14 protein-coding genes are annotated in these 21,364 nt (G+C 73.3%); 5 read left to right on the top strand and 9 right to left on the bottom strand.

The annotated features are described in order from the left end of the window. Nucleotides 1-58 precede the first annotated feature (58 nt). From CG719_RS17480 to CG719_RS17455, 6 genes are read right to left on the bottom strand one after another with little or no spacing between them, the layout of a single operon-like run. Nucleotides 59-916: an HpcH/HpaI aldolase/citrate lyase family protein gene (locus tag CG719_RS17480; RefSeq protein WP_100569579.1), complete on the bottom strand. Its 858-nt coding sequence runs from the start codon at nt 914-916 to the stop codon at nt 59-61. Continuing rightward, entirely contained in the window at nt 913-2,130 is a 1,218-nt protein-coding gene (locus CG719_RS17475) for a CaiB/BaiF CoA transferase family protein (protein WP_100569578.1), read from the bottom strand. The genes CG719_RS17480 and CG719_RS17475 overlap by 4 nt, the downstream gene beginning before the upstream one ends. After that, nucleotides 2,127-3,518, bottom strand: coding sequence for an ADP-ribosylglycohydrolase family protein (locus CG719_RS17470; protein WP_100569577.1), 1,392 nt, complete (start codon nt 3,516-3,518; stop codon nt 2,127-2,129). The genes CG719_RS17475 and CG719_RS17470 overlap by 4 nt, the downstream gene beginning before the upstream one ends. Next, on the bottom strand, nt 3,506-4,693 hold the full coding sequence (locus CG719_RS17465; protein WP_100569641.1) for an ADP-ribosylglycohydrolase family protein: 1,188 nt from the start codon (nt 4,691-4,693) through the stop codon (nt 3,506-3,508). Before CG719_RS17465 ends, CG719_RS17470 begins: the two co-directional genes overlap by 13 nt. Nucleotides 4,694-4,701: 8 nt before the next feature. Beyond that, entirely contained in the window at nt 4,702-5,943 is a 1,242-nt protein-coding gene (locus tag CG719_RS17460; RefSeq protein ID WP_100569576.1) for an ADP-ribosylglycohydrolase family protein, read from the bottom strand. Beyond that, entirely contained in the window at nt 5,940-7,043 is a 1,104-nt protein-coding gene (locus CG719_RS17455) for an ADP-ribosylglycohydrolase family protein (RefSeq protein ID WP_199836675.1), read from the bottom strand. Before CG719_RS17455 ends, CG719_RS17460 begins: the two co-directional genes overlap by 4 nt. 281 nt (nt 7,044-7,324) lie before the next feature. Between CG719_RS17455 and CG719_RS17450 the strand changes: the two genes are divergently transcribed. The 3 genes from CG719_RS17450 (at nt 7,325) to CG719_RS17440 (ending at nt 14,531) form a co-directional block, all read left to right on the top strand. Beyond that, on the top strand, nt 7,325-8,056 hold the full coding sequence (locus CG719_RS17450) for a VIT1/CCC1 transporter family protein (RefSeq protein WP_100569575.1): 732 nt from the start codon (nt 7,325-7,327) through the stop codon (nt 8,054-8,056). A 507-nt stretch (nt 8,057-8,563) separates the two neighbouring features. Continuing rightward, the gene (gltB, locus tag CG719_RS17445; protein ID WP_100569640.1) at nt 8,564-13,075 is read left to right on the top strand and encodes a glutamate synthase large subunit; all 4,512 of its coding nucleotides are present in this window, start codon (nt 8,564-8,566) and stop codon (nt 13,073-13,075) included. Continuing rightward, the gene (locus tag CG719_RS17440; protein WP_100569574.1) at nt 13,068-14,531 is read left to right on the top strand and encodes a glutamate synthase subunit beta; all 1,464 of its coding nucleotides are present in this window, start codon (nt 13,068-13,070) and stop codon (nt 14,529-14,531) included. The genes gltB and CG719_RS17440 overlap by 8 nt, the downstream gene beginning before the upstream one ends. Before the next feature lie 181 nt (nt 14,532-14,712). On the opposite strand, the gene CG719_RS17435 is transcribed toward CG719_RS17440, so the two are convergent. The 3 genes from CG719_RS17435 to CG719_RS17425 form a co-directional block, all read right to left on the bottom strand. Then, nucleotides 14,713-15,618 carry a chitosanase gene (locus tag CG719_RS17435; RefSeq protein WP_100569573.1) on the bottom strand — a complete coding sequence of 302 codons (906 nt, stop codon included), beginning with the start codon at nt 15,616-15,618 and terminating at the stop codon, nt 14,713-14,715. A 23-nt stretch (nt 15,619-15,641) separates the two neighbouring features. Further along, nucleotides 15,642-16,562: a rhomboid family intramembrane serine protease gene (locus tag CG719_RS17430; RefSeq protein WP_100569572.1), complete on the bottom strand. Its 921-nt coding sequence runs from the start codon at nt 16,560-16,562 to the stop codon at nt 15,642-15,644. 143 nt (nt 16,563-16,705) lie between these two features. Continuing rightward, nucleotides 16,706-17,605, bottom strand: a complete 900-nt coding sequence (locus CG719_RS17425; protein ID WP_100569571.1) for a hypothetical protein — start codon at nt 17,603-17,605, stop codon at nt 16,706-16,708. 171 nt (nt 17,606-17,776) lie between these two features. Between CG719_RS17425 and CG719_RS17420 the strand changes: the two genes are divergently transcribed. Next, nucleotides 17,777-18,124, top strand: coding sequence for a chorismate mutase (locus CG719_RS17420; protein ID WP_100569570.1), 348 nt, complete (start codon nt 17,777-17,779; stop codon nt 18,122-18,124). Between the two features lie 108 nt (nt 18,125-18,232). Continuing rightward, entirely contained in the window at nt 18,233-20,746 is a 2,514-nt protein-coding gene (gene pepN, locus CG719_RS17415) for an aminopeptidase N (RefSeq protein WP_100569569.1), read from the top strand. The last annotated feature ends 618 nt before the right edge of the window (nt 20,747-21,364 follow it).

Genomic DNA, 21,364 nt, shown 5'->3' with positions numbered 1-21,364 from the left:
GTCCGGCCGGACGTACAGGGACGAGGGCGCCCCGGATCACCGGGGCGCCCTCGTCGTGTCAGCACCGCCGGGCCAGGGCGAGCGTGCGCCGGGCCGCCGCCACCACCGCCGCGTCGATGAAGCGGCCGTCCGGGAGGGCCTGCGCGCCCCGCTCCGCGGTGGCCGCCTTGACGACCGTCTCGGCCTCCTCCAGCTCCCGGTCGGTCGGCAGATAGGCGCGCTCGATGATCGGGAGCTGGCGCGGGTGGATGGCCGCGCGGCCGAGGAAGCCGAGGGCGCGGCCGTGCGCGCAGGAGGACGCCAGGCCCTCCAGATCGCGGATGTCGGGGTGGACGGACTGGGTCGGCGGGGCGAGACCGGCCGCGCGGGCGGCCACGACGACCCGGGCGCGGCACCAGTCGAGGCCGGAGTCCTGCCGCACACCCAGGTCGGCGCGGAGGTCGGCCTCGCCGATAGAGATGCCGCGCAGGGCGGGGTGCGCGGAGGCGATGACGTGGGCGCGCTCGATGGCCAGCGCGGTCTCCAGGAGGGCGTACAGCGGAGGCCCCGCACCGTCCGCGGGCGGCGGGCCCTGCGCGGTCTCCGTCCGTGCCGCGACCCGGGCGACCTGCCCGGCGGACGTCACCTTCGGCAGCCTCAGCCCCGCAAGGCCCGGCCGGGGCGCCACCGCCGCCAGGTCCGCGGCGGCCAGCGGCCCGTCGACCGCGTTGATCCGCACATGCACCGGGACCGGCGGCGGCTCGGTCAGCAGCTCGGCGGTGGCCGCGCGGGCGTACTCCTTGCGGTCCGGGGCGACCGCGTCCTCCAGGTCGACGACCACCACGTCGGCGCCGGAGGCCAGCGCCTTGGCCACGACGTGCGGGCGGTCGCCCGGAGCGTAAAGCCAGGTGAGCGGACAGAAGGCGGTGACCGTCACAGGGCGCCCTCCGCACGCAGCGCGGCCAGCTCCTCCGCGGTGAGGCCGAGTTCGGTCAGCACCGCGTCCGTGTCCGCGCCGTGCGGGCGGCCCGCCCAGCGGATCGCGCCCGGGGTGGCGGAGAGCCGGAAGAGGACGTTCTGCATGCGCATCCGGCCGAGTTCCGGGTCGTGCAGGGTGGTCAGGGTGCCGAGGGCCCGGTACTGCGGGTCGGCCATCACGTCCCGTACGTCCTGGATCGGCGCGATCGCCGCCTGGGCCTTCGCGAAGGCGGCCAGGACCTCGGTGCGGGTGTGCCGGGCGATCCAGCCGCCGACCGCCTCGTCGAGCAGGTCGGCGTGCGCGGCCCGCTCCTCGCCGCTCGCGAACCAGGGCTCGTCGATCAGCTCCGGGCGGCCCACCAGCCGCATCACCCGTTCCGCGACCGACTGGGCCGAGGCGGAGACCGCCACCCAGGTGCCGTCGCTGGTGCGGTAGGCGTTGCGCGGGGCGTTGTTCTGGGTGCGGTTGCCGGTGCGGGGCTGGATGTAGCCGAGCTGGTCGTACCACAGGGGCTGCGGGCCGAGGACGGTCAGGATCGGCTCGATGATCGCCATGTCCACGATCTGGCCGGCGCCGGTGCGCTCCCGTGCCGTGAGCGCGGTCATCACCGCGTACGCCGTGGCCAGGCCCGCGATCGAGTCGGCGAGCCCGAACGGCGGGAGCGTCGGGGGCGCGTCCGGCTCGCCCGTGATCGCGGCGAACCCGCTCAGCGCCTCCGCCAGGGTGCCGAACCCGGGCCGGGAGGCGTACGGGCCGAACTGGCCGAACCCGGTGACCCGGGCCAGCACCAGGCGCGGATTGGCCGCCGACAGCTCCGGCCAGCCGAGCTCCCACCTCTCCAGGGTGCCGGGCCGGAAGTTCTCGACGATCACGTCGGCGCCGGCGGCCAGCCGCAGCAGGGTGCGGCGGCCACCGGGTTTCGACAGGTCCAGCGTGATGGTGCGCTTGTTCCGGCCGAGCAGCTTCCACCACAGGCCGACCCCGTCCTTCGACGGCCCGTGGCCCCGGGACGGGTCCGGCTTCACCGGGTGCTCGACCTTGATCACCTCGGCGCCGAAGTCACCGAGCATGGTGGCGGCGATGGGACCGGCGAAGAGGGTGGCGAGGTCGAGCACGCGCAGACCGGCGAGCGGGCCGCCGGCGCCGGGCGCGGTGTCGTGGGGCGCGGTCATGAGGTGGGCCCGTCGGCGTCGCTCATCGGACGGGAGGCCTCCAGGTGCGTGAGGTGGGCCAGGGTGTCGAATCCGGTGCCGTCGAAGTCGCCCACCGATGTGGCCAGCCGGTTCTTGAGCGGCGCCGTCCAGCGGTCGGGCAGCGCGCCCGGGGAACCGGCGAGGAGGGCCGCGACACCGCCGGCCGTGGCACCGTTCGAGTCGGTGTCCCAGCCGCCGGAGACGGCACGGCAGACGGAACCGGTGAAGTCGCCGTCGGCGTGGGTCAGCGCGGCTGCGATCAGCGCGGTGTTGGGCACGGCGTGCACCCAGTGGAAGTCGGCGTGGACGGCGTGGAGTTCGTCCACGATCCGGTCGAAGTCCTCGTGTTCCCGCGCGAGTCGGACGGCGTGGCGCACGGCGCGGGCGAGCCGGGAGCCGGGCGGCACGACGGTCAGGCCCGTGGCCAGGCAGGTGTGGACGTCGTCGGTTCCGGTCGCCGCGGCGGCGATGACGGCGGCGGCGAACATCGCGGCGTAGACGCCGTTCGCGGTGTGGGTCAGGGCGGCGTCGCGGTGGGCCTGCGCGGCCGCGGCCGCCGGGTCGCCGGGGTTGGTCCAGCCGTGCACGTCGGCACGGGTCAGGGCGCCGATCCACTCGCGGAAGGGGTTGCGGTGCCGGGCGGTGTGCGGGGGTTCGATGCCGAGCAGCAGGTTGCGGTAGGCGACGCGTTCGGCGGTGAAGGTACGGCCGGCGGGGAGTTCGTCCAGCCAGAGGCGCGCGGTGTCGGCGGTCGTGAACCGCTTCCCGTGCCGCTGCAGGAGAAGGAGGTTGAGCAGCGGGTAGTTGAGGTCGTCGTCCTCGGGCATGCCGTCGATGTTCTCGGCCAGGCAGTGGGCCGCCGAGCGGCGGTTCCAGGGGTAGGCGACGGCCAGGTCCTCCGGTACGCCCCTGGCGGTGAACCAGGTGTGCAGCGGCCAGTTGCCGGTGGCCCGGGCGAGTTGGCGGATGCCGGTGAGGGGCAGCTTCTCCACGGGCTTGCCCAGCAGACAGCCCGCGGCCCGGCCGAGCCAGGCCGCCTCCAGGCGCTCGGCAGTCACCGAGGGGGCGGAAGTCCCCGGCTGCTTCGGCCAGTTCGGGCACAGCGCCTCGATCGCGGCCGGGTCCGTCGGTTCCGCGTCCGCCAGCCGGCTGGGCAGTTCGGCCAGTTCGTCCAGCAGGTCCTCCGCCAGGAGGCGCAGATAGCGGGAGGCGCGCCCAGGGGACGCGCCCGCGCGGGCCGGGGCCTCCGGGCCGCCCGCCGCACGCCAGCGGGCGGCGATCGCCGACGGTTCGCGGCCGTCCTGCACCGCCTGGCGCAGCTCGTGGCCGAGCAGGTCCTCCGGCTGGACCCAGGTCAGTCGGAGCATTCCGGACCTCCCATCCCGGCGAACGCCCGCTCGTGGGCGCGCCGCCGCCGTACGTCCTTCTCGAAGATCTCCCGGGTCACCCCGGCCAGCGCGCGCGCCGGTTCCCACAGGTCCAGGCGGCTGGCCTCGGCCACCGTCTTCGCCCAGTCCTCCGGGACGGGCGAGCCCAGCGCGCCCGCCAGCGCCCCGGCCATCGTCGCGATGGAGTCGCAGTCGCGGCCGTAGTTCACCGCGCCGAGGACGGCCTGCCGGAAGTCGCCGCGCGCCACCGTCAACATGCCGAGCGCGACGGGCAGTTCCTCGATCGCGTGCAGACGGGAGGGGCGGCGGGCGCCCAGGGACGGGTTCCGGTAGTCCGGCCCGACCGTGTCGTACGGCGCCACCGCCTCCCGCAGCGGGCCGAGCGCCGACTCGAAGTCCGGGCAGTCACGGGCCACTTCGCAGACCCGCTCGATCGCGGCGCGGGTGCCGTCCTTCGCCAGCGACAGGCACGCCGCCACCACCGAGTCCGGGCTCGCCCCCGGCGCGCAGGCCGCCGCCACCGCGGCCGCCAGGACGCCCGCCGCCTCCCTGCCGTAGGAGGACTGGTGGGCGCCCGCGACGTCCAGGGCCTCGGCGTACGCGGCCGCCGGGTTGGCCGCGTTGACCAGGCCCACGGGCGCCATGTACATCGCGGCACCGCAGTTGACGATGTTTCCGGCGCCGGCCTCGCGCGGGTCGACGTGGCCGTAGTGCAGCCGCGCCACCAGCCACTTCTCCGCCAGGAACACCCGGTGCAGCGGCAGCGCCTCGGCCTGGAGCTCCGGGATCCAGCGCGGGTTCGTCATCAGGTCGGGCACCAGGTGGTCGGCGATCGCGTAGGCGTCGAGGTGGTCGCGGACGCGTGCGTACACCCGGACCAGGGCGTGTGTCATCAAGGTGTCGTCGGTGACGTGGCCGTCGCCCTTGTGGTACGGGGCGATGGGGCGGGCGGTGCGCCACTGCTCGCCGTGCCAGGGGCCGACGACGCCGTGCACGCGGCCGCCGTGGCGCTCGAAGATCTGATCGGGGGAGTAGCCCTCTACGGGGCCGCCGAGCGCGTCGCCGACGGCCGCTCCCACGAGTGCGCCGGTGATCCGCTCCTCCAGGTCCGCGTCCCGGACCGCGCCTCGGCTCTGTTCTCCTTTGGGCGTCATGCCCGGAATCATCCTCCTGGAGGGGTCGGTTGTGCGGCTTCCAGGAGTCCGGCGAGTTCCACCAGGTCGGTGCCGGTGAGGCGGGGCAGCACGCAGCCGGACAGGGTGCGGCACGCCTCGCGCCAGGACGCCGGGATCGCCTCGCCGCCGCCGAGCGCACCGGTCAGCGCGCCCGTCAGGGCCGGGGCGGAGTCGGCGATCCGGGACAGGCAGGCCGCGGCAGGCAGTGCGTCGGCGATCCGGCCCTCCGCCGCCGTGGCCAGCGCGAGGGCGACCGGTACGGTCTCGGCGGCGGCGATGCCGTAGCTGTAGACGTGGTCGACGATCCGGTGCTCGAGCAGCGGAACGAGCGCGAACGCGCTCTCGGTGTCCCCGGCCAGGCGCAGTGCCTGCCGGGCGTTGCGGCCGATCTCCGTCCGCCCGGGCAGTTCGGCCAGCGCCGCCGCGACGCACGCCCCGACCTCCGCGCCCGCCAGCGCCTCGGCGAGCGCCGCCGCCATCGCGCGGGCCCCGTGGACGCCGTCGCCGTCCTGGGTGTAGCGGGCGTCGAACTCGGCCAGGCCGGCCGCGCGCCCGGGGTCGCCCGGGTGGGCGGTGGCCAGCACACAGGCCCGTACGCAGGCGGCGTCGTCGAAGTAGTGCGGATTGTCGTGCCCGCTGGCGGGCGGGCGCAGTCCGGTCGCCAGGTTGCCGAGCCCGGCCCGCACGGAGATACGGGCGCGCAGCGGCAGCACCACCGACTCGGCCTCGGGGGCGCGTTCGGCCGCCGCCGCGACCTCGCCGGCGACGGCGTTCCAGGTCAGGTCGATCGCGGCCCGGACTCGCCGCTCCCGGCCGAGGTCGCCGAACGCCTCGTCGTCCCCCGCCCGCAACAGGGCCTCTGCGGTGAACACCGCCCACTCGGCGTCGTCGGAGGGGCCGAGGCGCAGCGGCTCGGGCGGCTGGTTCAGCGCGATGGGCACCGGGAGCGTCGTCGTCGCGTTCAGCTCGGCGAAGGTGTCCAGCTCCCGGGTGAGGCGCCGGGTCCACTCCGGCAGCCGGGCGGCCCGGTGGCGCGCGGCGGGCCACCCGGCGGCGTCCCCGGCGGCCAGCCCCAGCAACAGCCCTTCGATCCGCCGCGTCACGACCGCCTCTCCCCTTGGCCGCCGGGGGACCCGTGGCTCGGGGCGTGCGTGCGGGCCGGGCGTCGCGAGCGGGTGGTCGCGGCGTGCCGGGTGGTCGGTGACCGGCATCTCGGTCTGATGGCTCATGTCCGGGTCTCCTCGTCGCCCGCGGTGAGGGCGTAGGCCGCGCGGTCGGGAACGGGGGGTGCCTCATGTCGTGCGGGGGCTTCGTGACGGGGGAGTCCGGCGGAAGCGCCCGCGGTCACCAGCAGGTCGGCGACGTCCAGTACGTGCCGGCCCGCCATCGACGGCAGGCAGCTGCCCCGGACGGGACCGATGGCCCGCGCCCACTCGTCCGGAATGGCCGGGAGCCCCTGCGTCGCACCGGCCAGCGCGCCCGCGACCGCCGCTGTGGTGTCGGCGTCGCGGCCCATGTTGACGGCGGTGAGGACCGCCTCGCGGAAGTCGCCGTCGGCGGCGGCGTACGCGCCGAAGGCGAGGGCGACCGCCTCGGGTGCCAGGTCGGACCAGGGATAGCCGCCGATGACCACCGCGGAACGGACCGCGCGTTCGCCGCGGTGCGCGGCGGCCGTGGCCCGGCGCAGCGAGCGGGCCGTCCAGGAGTCGTCGGGGACGACGGCGAGGGCGGCGGCCACGACCGCGACCGGCGGCGCGCCCGCCATCGCCGCCGCGACCCCTGCGGCCACCGCCCGGCCGCCGTGGAGGCCCTCGCCCTCGTGGCTGACCGAGCCGTCGATCGCCACCAGCCGGGCCGCCTCGGCGGGCCGCCCGGCCGCGAACACCCCGAACGGCGCCGCCCGCATGGCCAGCCCGTCGCTCCAGGCGTGCCGGTGCTGGGCGGAGACGGGGGCGGCCAGCCCACGGCGAAGGTTCTCCAGCGTGCCCCGCTCGCTGAACCCGGCCCCGCGGAAGGGGCCCTCTTCGCGGTCGGCGATGAACTCGCGCCAGGCCGCCTCCACCCGGGCCGGGGTGAGCGCGTGGCCGTACCGGGCCAGCAGCAGCCCGGAGAAGATCGCGTACTCGGTGTCGTCCGTGCCGGCCGGCCGGTCGGCGACGTAGCCGGTGATCCGGCCCCAGCGGGCGCGGATCTCGGACGGCGTCAGATTCTCCGCGGGCGCCCCGAGCGCGTCGCCGACGGCGAGGCCGAGCAGCGCGCCGCGGGCCCGTTCGCGCGAGACGGCCGGGGCAGACGCCGGGGCCTGCGGGGCACGGACGGTCGATCCCACGGGCTCTCCTCCCGGGGCGCCCCGCAGGGGCGGGAGCCCTCAGCGGAACTGTCCCCAGAGCGGGGCCCGGTGCAGCCTCCGGCACCTCACCATCACCCGTACGACATGTGTGCGAGCTGATTCACGAATGAGCACACCAGTGCAAAACCGCAGGTTAGCCCAGCCTTCCCTTGCTGGCGGCCGTGAAATTTCGAGCGTAGATTCAGTGTTGTCGAAAAGTAGAACTCGTCCAAAAGTCAGCCTTACCTAAGTTCTCGCACAGCTCTCAGGGGGACCACGCCATGGCCATCATCGACACCGAAGCGACGCTTCACGAGGCGCACCGCGACAACCACACGCACCGCGACGTGAACGGTGGCTGGCTGCGCCCCGCGGTCTTCGGTGCGATGGACGGCCTGGTCTCCAACCTCGCCCTGATGACCGGTGTGGCGGGCGGCGCGCTGGGCCGCGAGACCATTGTCCTCACCGGTCTCGCGGGCCTGGCCGCGGGTGCCTTCTCCATGGCCGCCGGCGAGTACACCTCCGTCGCCTCGCAGCGTGAGCTGGTCGAGGCCGAGCTGGACGTCGAGCGCCGCGAGCTGCGCAAGCACCCCGAGGACGAGGAGCGGGAGCTCGCCGCCCTGTACGTCTCGCGCGGAGTGGAGCCCGGACTCGCCCAGGAGGTGGCCCGGCAGCTGTCGAAGGACCCCGAGCAGGCCCTGGAGATACACGCCAGGGAGGAGCTGGGCATCGACCCCGGCGACCTGCCCTCCCCGTTGGTCGCCGCGGTGTCGTCGTTCGGCTCGTTCGCGCTCGGCGCGCTCCTGCCCGTGTCGCCGTACCTGCTGGGGGCCACCGTGCTGTGGCCGGCCGTGCTGCTCGCCCTCCTGGGACTGTTCGCCTGCGGCGCGGTGGTGGCCAGGGTGACGGCGCGGACCTGGTGGTACAGCGGTCTGCGGCAGCTCGCCCTTGGTGGTGCCGCCGCCGGCGTGACCTACGCGCTGGGCAGCCTGTTCGGTGCCGCCGTAGGATGACGCACCGGAACCTGTGCGCTGTCAGTCGCACAAGTGCGTCATTACCCGCTCATCCGCTGGTTTCGGCCGTGCGACCACGGGGCATGAGCCGTAGGCACCCGCAGGCAACGAGGCCTGTCGCGCATGCGCAGGGCCGGGCGACGTCGCCCTCCCTGTTCCTCCCCGGGCCGACGGACACCGATCCGACCGATCTCGTCCGCCGCCCCCACAGCCTTCACCGCCGGGCGCGGTACCCCCGCCGTCAGCCCGAGGTGCCCGCATGCTGGAACGCGGTTTCCGATTCTTGAGAAACCCTCCATCATGTAATCTGCACGAAATCTCGCATTTCCGGCAGAGGGCCAACGTCGTCCCTCGGCACTCCTCCCCCAGAGCCTGAAAGGCCTGGGAGGGACCCCCAGCCACATGACGACGACGGGAGAGCCGATGCGTATGCCGCGCCAGCCGTCCCAGCATTCCTCGAACGGCCAGAACTGGGCCTTCATGGATGCCCGCCCTGCCGCGCAGGGCATGTACGACCCCCGCGACGAGCACGACGCCTGCGGCGTCGGCTTCGTGGCCACCCTCACCGGTGAGGCGAGCCATGCGCTGGTCGAGCAGGCGCTCACGGTTCTGCGCAACCTGGAACACCGCGGCGCGACCGGCTCGGAGCCCGACTCCGGCGACGGCGCCGGTCTGCTCTCCCAGGTGCCCGACGCCTTCCTGCGCGAGGTGGCCGGATTCGGACTTCCCGCGGCCGGCGCCTACGCCGTCGGCATCGCCTTCCTGCCCGGGGACGGCACCGAGGACGCCGTCACGCGCATCGAGGCCATCGCCGGCGACGAGGGCCTGACCGTCCTCGGCTGGCGCGAGGTCCCGGTCGCCCCCGAACTGCTCGGCGCCACCGCCCGCTCCACCATGCCCGTCTTCCGCCAGCTGTTCGTGACCGACGGCGTGAGCGAGGGCATCGCCCTGGACCGCAAGGCGTTCGTGCTGCGCAAGCGCGCCGAACGCGAGGCCGGCGTCTACTTCCCGTCGCTGTCGGCCCGCACCCTCGTCTACAAGGGGATGCTCACCACCGGCCAGCTGGAGCCCTTCTTCCCGGACCTGTCCGACCGCCGATTCGCCTCGGCCATCGCGCTCGTCCACTCCCGCTTCTCCACGAACACCTTCCCGAGCTGGCCGCTCGCGCACCCGTACCGCTTCGTCGCCCACAACGGCGAGATCAACACCGTCCAGGGCAACCGCAACTGGATGCGCGCCCGCGAGTCCCGGCTGGCCTCCGGCCTGTTCGGTCCCGCGGAGAAGCTGGAGCGGATCTTCCCGGTGTGCACACCGGGCGCCTCCGACTCCGCCACCTTCGACGAGGTCCTGGAACTGCTCCACCTCGGCGGACGCTCACTGCCGCACTCCGTGCTGATGATGATCCCGGAGGCGTGGGAGAACCACGCCGCCATGGACCCGGCCCGGCGCGCCTTCTACGAGTACCACTCCACGATGATGGAGCCCTGGGACGGCCCGGCCTGCGTCACCTTCACCGACGGCACCCAGGTCGGCGCCGTCCTCGACCGCAACGGCCTGCGTCCCGGCCGCTACTGGGTCACCGACGACGGCCTCGTCGTCCTCGGCTCCGAGGTCGGCGTGCTCGACATCGACCCGGCCAGGGTCGTCCGCAAGGGCCGGCTCCAGCCCGGCCGCATGTTCCTCGTCGACACCGCCGAGCACCGCATCATCGAGGACGACGAGATCAAGGCGGCCCTCGCCGCCGAGCAGCCCTACGCGGAGTGGGTCCAGGCCGGCGAGATCGAACTGGGCGACCTGCCCGAGCGCGAGCACATCGTGCACACCCACGCCTCCGTCACCCGCCGCCAGCAGACCTTCGGCTACACCGAGGAGGAGCTGCGCGTCCTGCTCGCGCCGATGGCCAAGAGCGGCGCCGAGCCGATCGGCTCCATGGGCACCGACGCGCCGATCGCGGCCCTCTCCGAGCGCCCGCGGCTGCTCTTCGACTACTTCACCCAGCTGTTCGCGCAGGTCACCAACCCGCCGCTGGACGCGATCCGCGAGGAGCTGGTCACCTCCCTGCGCAGCTCGCTCGGCCCGCAGGGCAACCTCCTGGAGCCCACCGCGGCCTCCTGCCGCAGCGTCGTCCTGCCCTTCCCGGTGATCGACAACGACGAGCTGGCCAAGCTCATCCACATCAACGCCGACGGAGACATGCCCGGCTTCAAGGCCGCGACCCTCTCCGGCCTGTACCGGGTCTCCGGCGGCGGCGACGCGCTCTCCGCGCGCATCGAGGAGGTCTGCGCCGAGGCCGACGCCGCCATCGGCAACGGCGCCCGCCTGATCGTCCTGTCCGACCGCCACTCGGACGCCGAGCACGCCCCGATCCCGTCGCTGCTGCTCACCGCGGCCGTGCACCACCACCTGATCCGCACCAGGCAGCGCACCCACGTGGGCCTGCTGGTCGAGGCCGGCGACGTCCGCGAGGTCCACCACGTCGCCCTGCTGATCGGCTACGGCGCCGCCGCGGTCAACCCGTACCTGGCGATGGAGTCCGTCGAGGACCTGGTCCGCGCGGGCACCTTCCTGCCGGGCGGCGAGCCCGAGAACGCCATCCGCAACCTGATCCAGGCCCTCGGCAAGGGCGTACTGAAGGTCATGTCCAAGATGGGCATCTCCACCGTCGCCTCCTACCGCGGCGCCCAGGTCTTCGAGGCCGTCGGCCTGGACGAGGCCTTCGTCGGCGAGTACTTCGTCGGCACCGCCACCAAGATCGGCGGCGTCGGCGTCGACGTCATCGCCAAGGAGGTCGCCGCCCGCCACGCCAAGGCCTACCCGGCGTCCGGCATCGCCCCGGCGCACCGCGCGCTGGAGATCGGCGGCGAGTACCAGTGGCGCCGCGAGGGCGAGCCGCACCTGTTCGACCCGGAGACGGTCTTCCGCCTCCAGCACTCCACGCGCACCGGCCGCTACGACATCTTCAAGAAGTACACGGACCGGGTGAACGAACAGTCCGAGCGCCTGATGACGCTCCGCGGCCTGTTCGGCTTCGCCTCCGGCCGGGCGCCGGTCCCCGTCGACGAGGTCGAACCGGTCTCCGAGATCGTCAGGCGCTTCTCCACCGGCGCCATGTCGTACGGCTCCATCTCCAAGGAGGCGCACGAGACCCTCGCCATCGCCATGAACCAGCTCGGTGGCAAGTCCAACACCGGTGAGGGCGGCGAGGACGCGGACCGCCTCTACGACCCGGCCCGCCGGTCCGCCGTCAAGCAGGTCGCCTCCGGCCGCTTCGGCGTGACCAGCGAGTACCTCGTCAACTCCGACGACATCCAGATCAAGATGGCCCAGGGCGCCAAGCCCGGCGAGGGCGGCCAGCTGCCCGGCCACAAGGTCTACCCGTGGGTGGCCAGGACCCGGCACTCCACCCCCGGCGTCGGCCTGATCTCCCCGCCGCCGCACCACGACATCTACTCCATCGAGGACCTGGCCCAGCTGATCCACGACCTGAAGAACGCCAACCCGCGGGCCCGGATCCACGTCAAGCTGGTCTCCGAGGTCGGCGTCGGCACGGTCGCCGCGGGCGTCTCCAAGGCGCACGCCGACGTGGTCCTGATCTCCGGCCACGACGGCGGCACCGGCGCCTCCCCGCTGACCTCGCTGAAGCACGCGGGCGGCCCCTGGGAACTGGGCCTGGCCGAGACCCAGCAGACGCTCCTGCTCAACGGGCTGCGGGACCGGATCGTCGTGCAGACCGACGGCCAGCTCAAGACCGGCCGCGACGTGGTGATCGCCGCGCTGCTCGGCGCCGAGGAGTTCGGCTTCGCGACCGCGCCGCTGGTCGTCTCCGGCTGCATCATGATGCGCGTCTGCCACCTGGACACCTGCCCGGTCGGCATCGCCACCCAGAACCCGGTGCTGCGCGAGCGGTTCACCGGCCAGGCCGAGCACGTCGTGAACTTCTTCCGGTTCATCGCCGAGGAGGTCCGCGAACTCCTCGCCGAACTGGGCTTCCGCTCCATCGAGGAGGCCGTCGGCCACGCCGAGGTCCTCGACGTGACCCGCGCGGTCGACCACTGGAAGGCGCAGGGACTGGACCTGGAACCGCTGTTCCACGTGCCCGAGCTGCCCGAGGGCGCGGTGCGCCACCAGGTGACCGCCCAGGACCACGGCCTGGAGAAGGCGCTCGACAACGAGCTGATCAGGCTCGCCGCCGACTCCCTGGCCGCGCCCGGCGCCGCCGGCGCCCAGCCGGTGCGCGCCCAGGTCGCCATCCGCAACATCAACCGCACGGTCGGCACCATGCTCGGCCACGAGGTGACGAAGAAGTTCGGCGGCGCGGGACTGCCCGACGACACCATCGACATCACCTTCACCGGCTCCGCCGGCCAGTCCTTCGGCGCCTTCGTCCCGCGCGGCATCACGCTGCGCCTGGAGGGCGACGCCAACGACTACGTCGGCAAGGGCCTCTCGGGCGGCCGGATCGTGGTCCGCCCCGACCGCGCCGCCGAACACCTCGCCGAGTACAGCGTCATCGCGGGCAACACCCTCGCCTACGGCGCGACCGGCGGCGAGATGTTCCTGCGCGGCCGGACCGGTGAGCGGTTCTGCGTGCGCAACTCCGGCGCGCTGGTCGTCTCCGAGGGCGTGGGCGACCACGGCTGCGAGTACATGACCGGCGGCCACGCGGTGGTCCTCGGCGAGACCGGCCGCAACTTCGCGGCCGGCATGTCCGGCGGCATCGCCTACGTCATCGACCTCGACCGCGACAACGTCAACCCCGGCAACGCCGACGCGGTCGAGGCGCTGGACGACTCCGACCGGCAGTGGCTGCGCGACGTGGTGCGCCGCCACCAGGAGGAGACGGGCTCGACCGTCGCCGGGAAGCTGCTCGCCGAGTGGGACACCGCGGTCGAGCGCTTCAGCAGGATCATCCCCCGTACGTACAAGGCAGTGCTCGCCGCCAAGGACGCCGCCGAGCGGGCCGGTCTGACCGAGACCGAGATCACCGAGAAGATGATGGAGGCGGCGATCCATGGCTGACCCGAAGGGCTTTCTGAACCACGGCCGCGAGGTCGCCGCGTACCGTCCGGTCGAGGAGCGCACGAGGGACTGGAACGAGGTCCACGTCCCCGGCTCGCTGCTGCCGATCATCAGCAAGCAGGCCGGCCGGTGCATGGACTGCGGCATCCCGTTCTGCCACAACGGCTGCCCGCTCGGGAACCTGATCCCGGAGTGGAACGACTACGCCTACCGCGAGGACTGGGCCGCCGCCTCCGAACGGCTGCACGCGACGAACAACTTCCCCGAGTTCACCGGCCGGCTGTGCCCGGCGCCCTGCGAGTCGGCGTGCGTGCTCGGCATCAGCCAACAGCCGGTCACCATCAAGAACGTCGAGGTCTCGATCATCGACAAGGCGTGGGAGAACGGCGACGTCGCCCCGCGCATCCCCGAGCGGCTGTCCGGCAAGACCGTCGCGGTCATCGGCTCAGGACCGGCGGGCCTGGCCGCCGCCCAGCAGCTCACCAGGGCGGGCCACACGGTCGCCGTCTACGAGCGCGCCGACCGCGTCGGAGGCCTGCTGCGCTACGGCATCCCCGAGTTCAAGATGGAGAAGCGGCACATCAACCGCCGTATCGAGCAGATGCGCGCGGAGGGCACCCGGTTCCGTACGGGTGTCGAGATCGGCCGCGACCTGACGGCGACCGACCTGAAGAAGCGCTACGACGCGATCGTCGTCGCCGCCGGCTCCACCACCGCCCGCGACCTGCCCGTCCCCGGCCGCGAACTGGGCGGCGTCCACCAGGCGATGGAGTACCTGCCCCTGGCCAACAAGGTCCAGGAGGGCGACTACGTGGTGGCGCCGATCTCGGCTCAGGGCAAGCACGTCGTCGTCATCGGCGGCGGTGACACGGGCGCCGACTGCGTGGGCACCGCCCACCGCCAGGGCGCCGCCTCCGTCACGCAGTTGGAGATCATGCCCCGTCCGAACGACGAGCGGCACCCCGTCGACCAGCCCTGGCCGACCTTCCCGCTGCTGTACAAGGTCACCTCGGCCCACGAGGAGGGCGGCGAGCGGATCTACTCGGCGTCCACGACCCGCTTCGAGGGCGACGAGGACGGCAATGTGCGGTGGCTGCACCTGGCCGAGGTCGAGTTCGTGGACGGCAGGCCGGCACCCAAGCCGGGCAGCGAGCGCAGGATCCCGGCCCAACTGGTCGCCCTCGCCATGGGCTTCACCGGAACCGACCGGGAGAACGGCCTCGTCGACCAGTTCGGCCTGGAACTCGACGAGCGCGGTAACATCGCCCGTGACGCGGACTTCCAGACCAACGTGCCGGGTGTCTTCGTCGCCGGTGACGCCGGCCGCGGCCAGTCCCTCATCGTGTGGGCGATCGCCGAGGGCCGCTCGGCCGCCCGCGGCGTCGACCGCCACCTCATGGGGGCCGGCGACCTGCCGGCACCGATCCGGCCGACGGACCGCTCGCTGACGGCCTGACGGCCAGGACTGTGACCTGACGGTCACTCACGTACGTCCCGCACAAAGGCGTGTGGGCGGGATATCTGGGGGAAACCCCCAGACCCCCCGAGGCGGCGCCTGCCCAGTCCCCGACCGGACACAGGGCAGGCGCTGCTGCTTGTCCCGGAGCTCCAAGGCCCAAGGTCCAAGTCTCGAGGACTCAGGGAACCTTGTAGGTCTCCCCGTACACCTTCCACACCAGCGGCGTCTTCAGATCCATGTTCCCGTCGTACAGGAACTGCCGCTGGGCGGTGTCGATACGGCTGGTGTCACGGTTCGTCCCGCGGGCCTCCATGGCCTCGCGGCGCATGCCGAGGAAGATGTCGAGATAGGTCTTCTCCCGGCCGCCCGCCGCCGGGGTGTCGGCCTCCTTCAGGGCACGCTCGCGCAGGGCGTAGAAGCCGTCCTCGTCGACGCCGGGGCCGTGGAAGACCATCGCGTCGTAGTAGATGAACTGGCCCAGTGTGCCCAGGCCGTCGAGCTTGGCGAGACGTACGGCCGGGTCGAAGTAGGAGCGGTCGCGCTCCCGCTCCTGCGCCTTGCGGAAGGCCGGACGCTCCGACTCCGCCTTCCAGGCCGCGGTGAAGCCCGGGTCCAGGCCATCGTGGGAGTCGGTGCCGTCGACCTCGCGCAGCGCGGGCAGATACGGGGCGAGGCCGTTGTCCGGGTGGGCCCTGGTGTAGCGCTCGACCAGGGTGAGCAGGTCGTGGGTGCCGGTGCAGTAGCCGATGATCCCCGCGGTGTAGCCGTCGCCGACGCCGACGTCCTCGATGTGGCCGTAGGTGCCGCGCCAGTCGAGCGTGGCGTTCTCGGCGCTCGCCACGAGCTGCTGGGCGAGTTCCTTCTTCGCGGGCGCGGCCAAACCCGGCGGCGCCTCGGCGACCACCTTGTCGTCCTGGAGCTTCTCCAGCCGTTCGGCCCGCCTCCTGGTGTCCTCGCGGGACTCGTCCGCGGCCGAGTGCCGCTTCGCCGGGGACGGCTCAGGGTCCCGCGGATCGAAGGCGAGCAGTACCGCCAGCACGAGAACCGGAGCGGCCGCGAAAAGCAATATTCCAGAACGTCTCATGACAGACACCCGTACGGCCCTGGTCAGGCCGCCCCTCCCGACAGTTCCGAGACCTTCGCCCAGGCAAGCGCCACGAGCAGGACCAGCAGGGCCACGCACGCGCCCGCCTGGACCAGGGTGCGACGGCCTCCGCGCGGGGCGTACGCGTACGCCATGGTCACCAGGCCGCCCGTCAGCAGACCGCCCAGGTGCGCCTGCCAGGACGTGAGCGCGGCCGAGACCACCAGCCACATCAGCAGGCCCCCGATGTACCGGTTGACGGCGTTCATGTCGTAGCCCAGCCGGCGGGCCATGACGTAGTACGCGGCGCCGAGACCGAAGATCGCGCCGGACGCGCCGACCGTCAGCGCGTCCGGGTCGATCAGCAGGACCAGGACCGAGCCGCCGAGCGCCGACAGCAGGTACAGGGCGAGGTAGCGGGCGCGGCCCAACTGCGCCTCGACCACCCGGCCGGTACTCCACAGCGCCGCCATGTTCATCACGATGTGCAGGATGCCGAACGTCCCCTCGGTAGCCGGCATGTGCAGGAACGCGCCGGTCAGCAGCCGGTACCACTCGCCGCCGACCAGACCCTCCGCGTGCACGTCGGAGCCGTACGGGTAGTCCCACAGGTAGTGCACGCCGTCGGTCCCCGCCAGACCGCGCCCGAGCATCCCGAACCGGTCCACGAGCGCAGGGCGCACCAACTCGCCCAGGTAGGCGAGGATGTTGAGCCCCATGAGGACGTAGGTCACGACCGGCACCGCGTTGATCCGGCCGCCGAACGCCGTCCGCGCCTGCCGCACCGACCGGGCGCCCTCCTTCACGCACTCCACGCACTGGTGGCCGACGGAGGCCTCCCGCATGCAGTCCGGGCAGATGTACCGGTCGCAGCGGACGCAGCGGACATGGCACTCCACCCTGCTGTGGCGGTAGCAGGTGGTGACTGCGGACTCGGCATCCACGGCCGGCTCCTCGTTGAACGCGGGGACAAGGCTGAGCCGGTGGGGACGGCAGCGAACAAAATAGCGAACTGCTGTGACGGATGGTGAAGGTGGGGCCAGTGATCCCGGAATCGCGAAGGGCTCGGAGCAGCGTCAGGACCGGCTCAGGTGTCGCACTCCAGAACCGTGCGGCACAGGGCGCACCGGGCGCGCATGCGGCCCCCGACCGGGACCCTGATGCGCTGGTGGCAGGTGGGACAGGAGAAGGACACCCGCAGCGGCTCGCGGCCCCCGGAGCTGAACGAGTACGGCGCTTCCGCCTGCGGAAGGGGCTCCCGGCCGTGGTCCTGGGCGTGCCGGCGGTCGCGGGCGTACCGGCGGCGGCCCGCCCAGCCCGCCGCCGTCAGCGGCGGCTGCTGCTCGTCACGGCGGGCCCGGGCCATGCCCTCGACGTACGCCTCGTAGCCCTGCGGGCTGGTGAACCACGTCGAAGGATCCTCGCCGAACACCAGCGCCCGCTTGGCCAGCACATAGCCGAACTCCTCCGGAGTGAGGTAGCCGAGCTTCTGCGACGACACACCGTCCTCCCGGAAGGCGTCGAGAAGCAGCCAGCCCGCGCCCAGATACGCCGCCACCGTGTCCGTGAGGATCTCGTTGTCGCGGGTGCCGGGGAAGGACAGGTCCAGGCGGTGCAGGTAGACGTGGGCCACCTCGTGGGCGAGGGCCGCGCCGATGTCCCGGCGGTGGGTGCGGAAACGGTCGTTCAGCTCCACGAAGTACTCGGGGCCGTCCGCCAGCTCGACGCTCGCAGCGTGCGTCATCTCACGGAAGCTGACGATCATGCGGGCGTCCGGCAGCCGGTAGTGGCCGACCAGCTCGCGGGCCACGCGCTGGGCCCCCAGATGCAGGTCGTCGGTGTCGCAGAAGGCGACGTCGGCCGGCGCCACGCTGGCCGCGAACGTCTGCACCGTGCCGTACGTGAGCCGCTTGTAGAGCGCGGTGATCGCCGCCCGCACCGTCTCCAGATGCGGGTAGCCGTGCACCACCGGTCCGCCGTTCGCCACGTCCGAACCCCCAAAGACGGCCCTGAACCCTCTCCCACTTTATGCGCGGGAGCCCTCGTTCCGCCCCGTGCCCGCACCCTCGTCGCGCCCGCCGCCTCCGTGCGTCACCCGCCGTACCACCCGTCGGACGCTCACCGTCCGAGCACCGCCCACACCGTAGGGTGGGCGCCCATGACCACCAGCAACACCGGTACCGGTGACGCCGTCCCCGCCGTCCAGGAGGAGCTCGCGCGGCTGCGCGACAGCATCGACAACATCGACGCGGCCGTCGTCCACATGCTCGCCGAGCGGTTCAAGGCGACCCAGCAGGTCGGCCACCTCAAGGCCGCCCACCAGCTGCCGCCCGCCGACCCGGGCCGCGAGGCCCGGCAGATCGCCCGGCTGCGCGCCCTCGCCGAGGACGCCAAACTGGACCCGGCGTTCGCCGAGAAATTCCTGAACTTCATCATCGCGGAGGTCATCCGCCACCACGAGCGCATCGCCGAGGACGCGGGCAACGGCGAGATCCCGGCGACCTGACGCCGGCCCCCCGGGCCCCGCGCGCCGCCCAACGCGCCCCCCGAGGGCCGTAAAGTCCCGAGTCCGTCGGCGATACCCCCTCGTGCCCGGCACCGGCCATCAGGCAGCATGGCGTCCATGTCCGTACTCACGCGCGACGAAGCGCAAACCCGTGCCAAGCTCCTCGACGTCCACCGCTACAGCGTCGACCTCGACCTGACCGGCGGGGACGACACCTTCGACTCCCGGACCGTGATCCGGTTCACCGTACGGGCAGGCCGGGACACCACGGACACGTTCGTCGAGATCAAGCCCGCCGAGCTGCGCTCCGCCACCCTCGACGGAGAGCCCCTCGACCCGCAGGACCTCACCGGCAACCGCCTGCCGCTGAGGAACCTCGCCCCCGGCGAGCACGAACTGCGCGTCGACGCCGCCATGCGCTACTCCCGCACCGGCGAGGGCATGCACCGCTTCACCGACCCCACCGACGGCGAGACCTACCTCTACACCCAGCTGTTCATGGAAGACGTCCAGCGCGTCTTCGCGGCCTTCGACCAGCCCGACCTCAAGGCCGTCTTCGACCTCACCGTCACCGCCCCCGACGGCTGGACCGTCCTCGCCAACGGCGTCACCGAGCACACCGGCGACGGCGTCTGGAAGGCCGCGCCCACCCCGCTGATCTCCACCTACCTCGTCGCCGTCGCCGCCGGCCCCTGGCACTCCGTACGCACCGAGCACCGCGGCCTGCCCTTCGGCATCCACTGCCGCCGCTCGCTGGCGCCCCACCTCGACGCCGACGCCGACGAGATCCTCGACGTCACCCGCGGCTGCTTCGACCGCTACCACGAGAAGTTCGACGAGCCCTACCCCTTCGACTCCTACGACCAGGCCTTCGTGCCCGAGTTCAACGCGGGAGCCATGGAGAACCCGGGCCTGGTCACCTTCCGCGACGAGTTCGTCTACCGCTCCGCCGTCACCGACACCGAGCGGCAGACCCGCGCCATGGTCATCGCCCACGAGATGGCCCACATGTGGTTCGGCGACCTCGTCACCCTCAAGTGGTGGGACGACATCTGGCTGAACGAGTCCTTCGCCGAGTACATGGGCTACCAGACCACCGCCGAGGCCACCCGCTTCACCGACACCTGGACCGACTTCGGCGTCGCCCGCAAGGCCTGGGGCTACGACGCCGACCAGCGCCCCTCCACCCACCCCGTCGCCCCCGACGCCGTCGACGACACCGCCTCCGCGCTGCTCAACTTCGACGGCATCTCCTACGCCAAGGGCGCCTCCGCCCTGCGGCAACTTGTCGCCTGGCTCGGCGAGAAGGACTTCCTGGCCGGCATCAACACCCACTTCAAGCGGCACCGGTTCGCCAACGCCACCCTCGCCGACTTCATCGACTCCCTCGCCTCCGCCACCGACCGCGACGTGCACGCCTGGGCCGAGGCCTGGCTGCGCACCACCGGCGTGGACACGCTCACCGCGTCCGTCGACGCCGTGCCCGGCCAGTGGACCCTCGCCCTCGACCGCGACGGCAGCCGCCCGCACCGCGTCACCGTCGGCGTCTACGACCACGACCTCGGCGACGGCCGCAGCCTCGTCGTACGGGAGCGCTACGACACCGACGTCCCGCAGGACGGCACCGCCCTGCCCCGCCCCGGCACCCGGCCCGCCCTGGTCGTGCCCAACGACCAGGACCTGACCTACGCCAAGATCCGCCTGGACGAGACCTCCCTGGAGACCGCCCTGCGCGGACTGTCCGGCATCCCCGACGCGCTCACCCGCGCCGTGGTGTGGAACGCGCTGCGCGACATGGTCCGCGACGGCGAACTCGCCCCCGCCGACTACCTGGCGACCGCCTCCGCCCACCTGCCCGAGGAGACCGACCTCGCCGTCGTCGAGGGCGTCCTCGCCTTCGCCACCGCGCAGATCGCCGACCGGTACGTCCACCCCGAGCAGCGGCCCGCCGCCCTCGCCGCCCTCGGCGCCCTGTGCCGCGACCTCATCCGCCGCACCGAGGACGGCGACAACCCCGGCCTGCGGCTGATCGCCGTGCGCCACTCCATCGACGTCGCCGCCCAGCCGGACACCATCGCCGCCTGGTTCGCCGACGGCACCGTCCCCGGCGGGCCCGAACTCGACCCCGAGCTGCGCTGGCGCGTCCTGGGCCGCCTCGCCGTCCTCGGCGCCGTCGACGAGGCCGCCATCGCCGGGGAACTCGACCGCGACCCGTCCGCCACCGGGCAGGAGGGTGCCGCCCGCTGCCGGGCCGCGCTGCCCGACCCCGAGGCCAAGCGCGCCGCCTGGCAGTCGATGTTCGCCACCGACGAGCGCACCGACCTGTCGAACTACCTGTTCACCGCCACCGCGAAGGGCTTCTGGCAGCCCGAGCAGGCCGATCTCGTACGGGACTACGTCGCCCGCTTCTACCAGGACGCGGTCGCCCTCGCCGAGCGCCGCGGCCCCGCCATCGCCGAGGCCGCCGGCCGCTGGGCGTTCCCGGTGCACGCCATCGACGCCGACCACCTGCGCCTGGGCGAAACCTGCCTGGACGAGGGCGACCCGACCCCGGCCCTGCGCCGCAAGCTCGTCGACCAGCTCGACGACCTGACCCGCGCCCTGCGCGTCCGCGAGGCGTAACCCGGAACCCGTCCCGCGCCCGCCGTCCTCCGGCCCGGCCGGCGTCGCCGCCGACGCCCGGTCGGCCCCGGCTGCTGCCTGCGGCCGCCGGAGTGGCGGCGGGCCGTCGGCCGCGGGCGATGTCGGCACCGGTGCGCAGTGCGAAGGCGCCAGTGCCGGTCGTCCGCCCGCACGGCCGGGCGCCGCCGGTCGTCCGCCCGCACGGCCGGGCGCCGCCGGTCGTCGGTGACGTCGGGACGCGGCGTCCAGTCACCGATGCCGGCCGGGCGGGGTGTGCGGCGCGGCCACCACCGGCCGTCCGATGCCCCGGGGCGGCGCCTGCGGTCGCCGGGGCGACGGGCCGCTGGATGCGGGCGGCGTCGGGGATGCCGTGTCGCGCACGGAGGCGCCTGTGCCGGGCGGGCGGCCGTAGGTCGGTGGGGGTGCCGGGACGCGGCTTCCGGGCGCCGGTGCCGGCCGCGTGGGCCGCCGAGCTCTCCCCGCACCTGCCGCCGCACCCGCTCCTGGGCCTGCTGAAGACCTTCGAGTCCACCGTCGGCGTACCCCGGAGATCACGCACACCGTCGAGGAGATCACCGGGCCCCCGTCCGCCCCTTCGCGCGCCGGGCCGAGGACCAC

This window comes from Streptomyces sp. CB01373 (assembly GCF_002803075.1).
Taxonomy (GTDB): domain Bacteria; phylum Actinomycetota; class Actinomycetes; order Streptomycetales; family Streptomycetaceae; genus Streptomyces.
The sequence above is the reverse complement of the archived record's forward strand: the minus strand, read 5'-3'. Positions and strand labels throughout refer to the sequence as shown.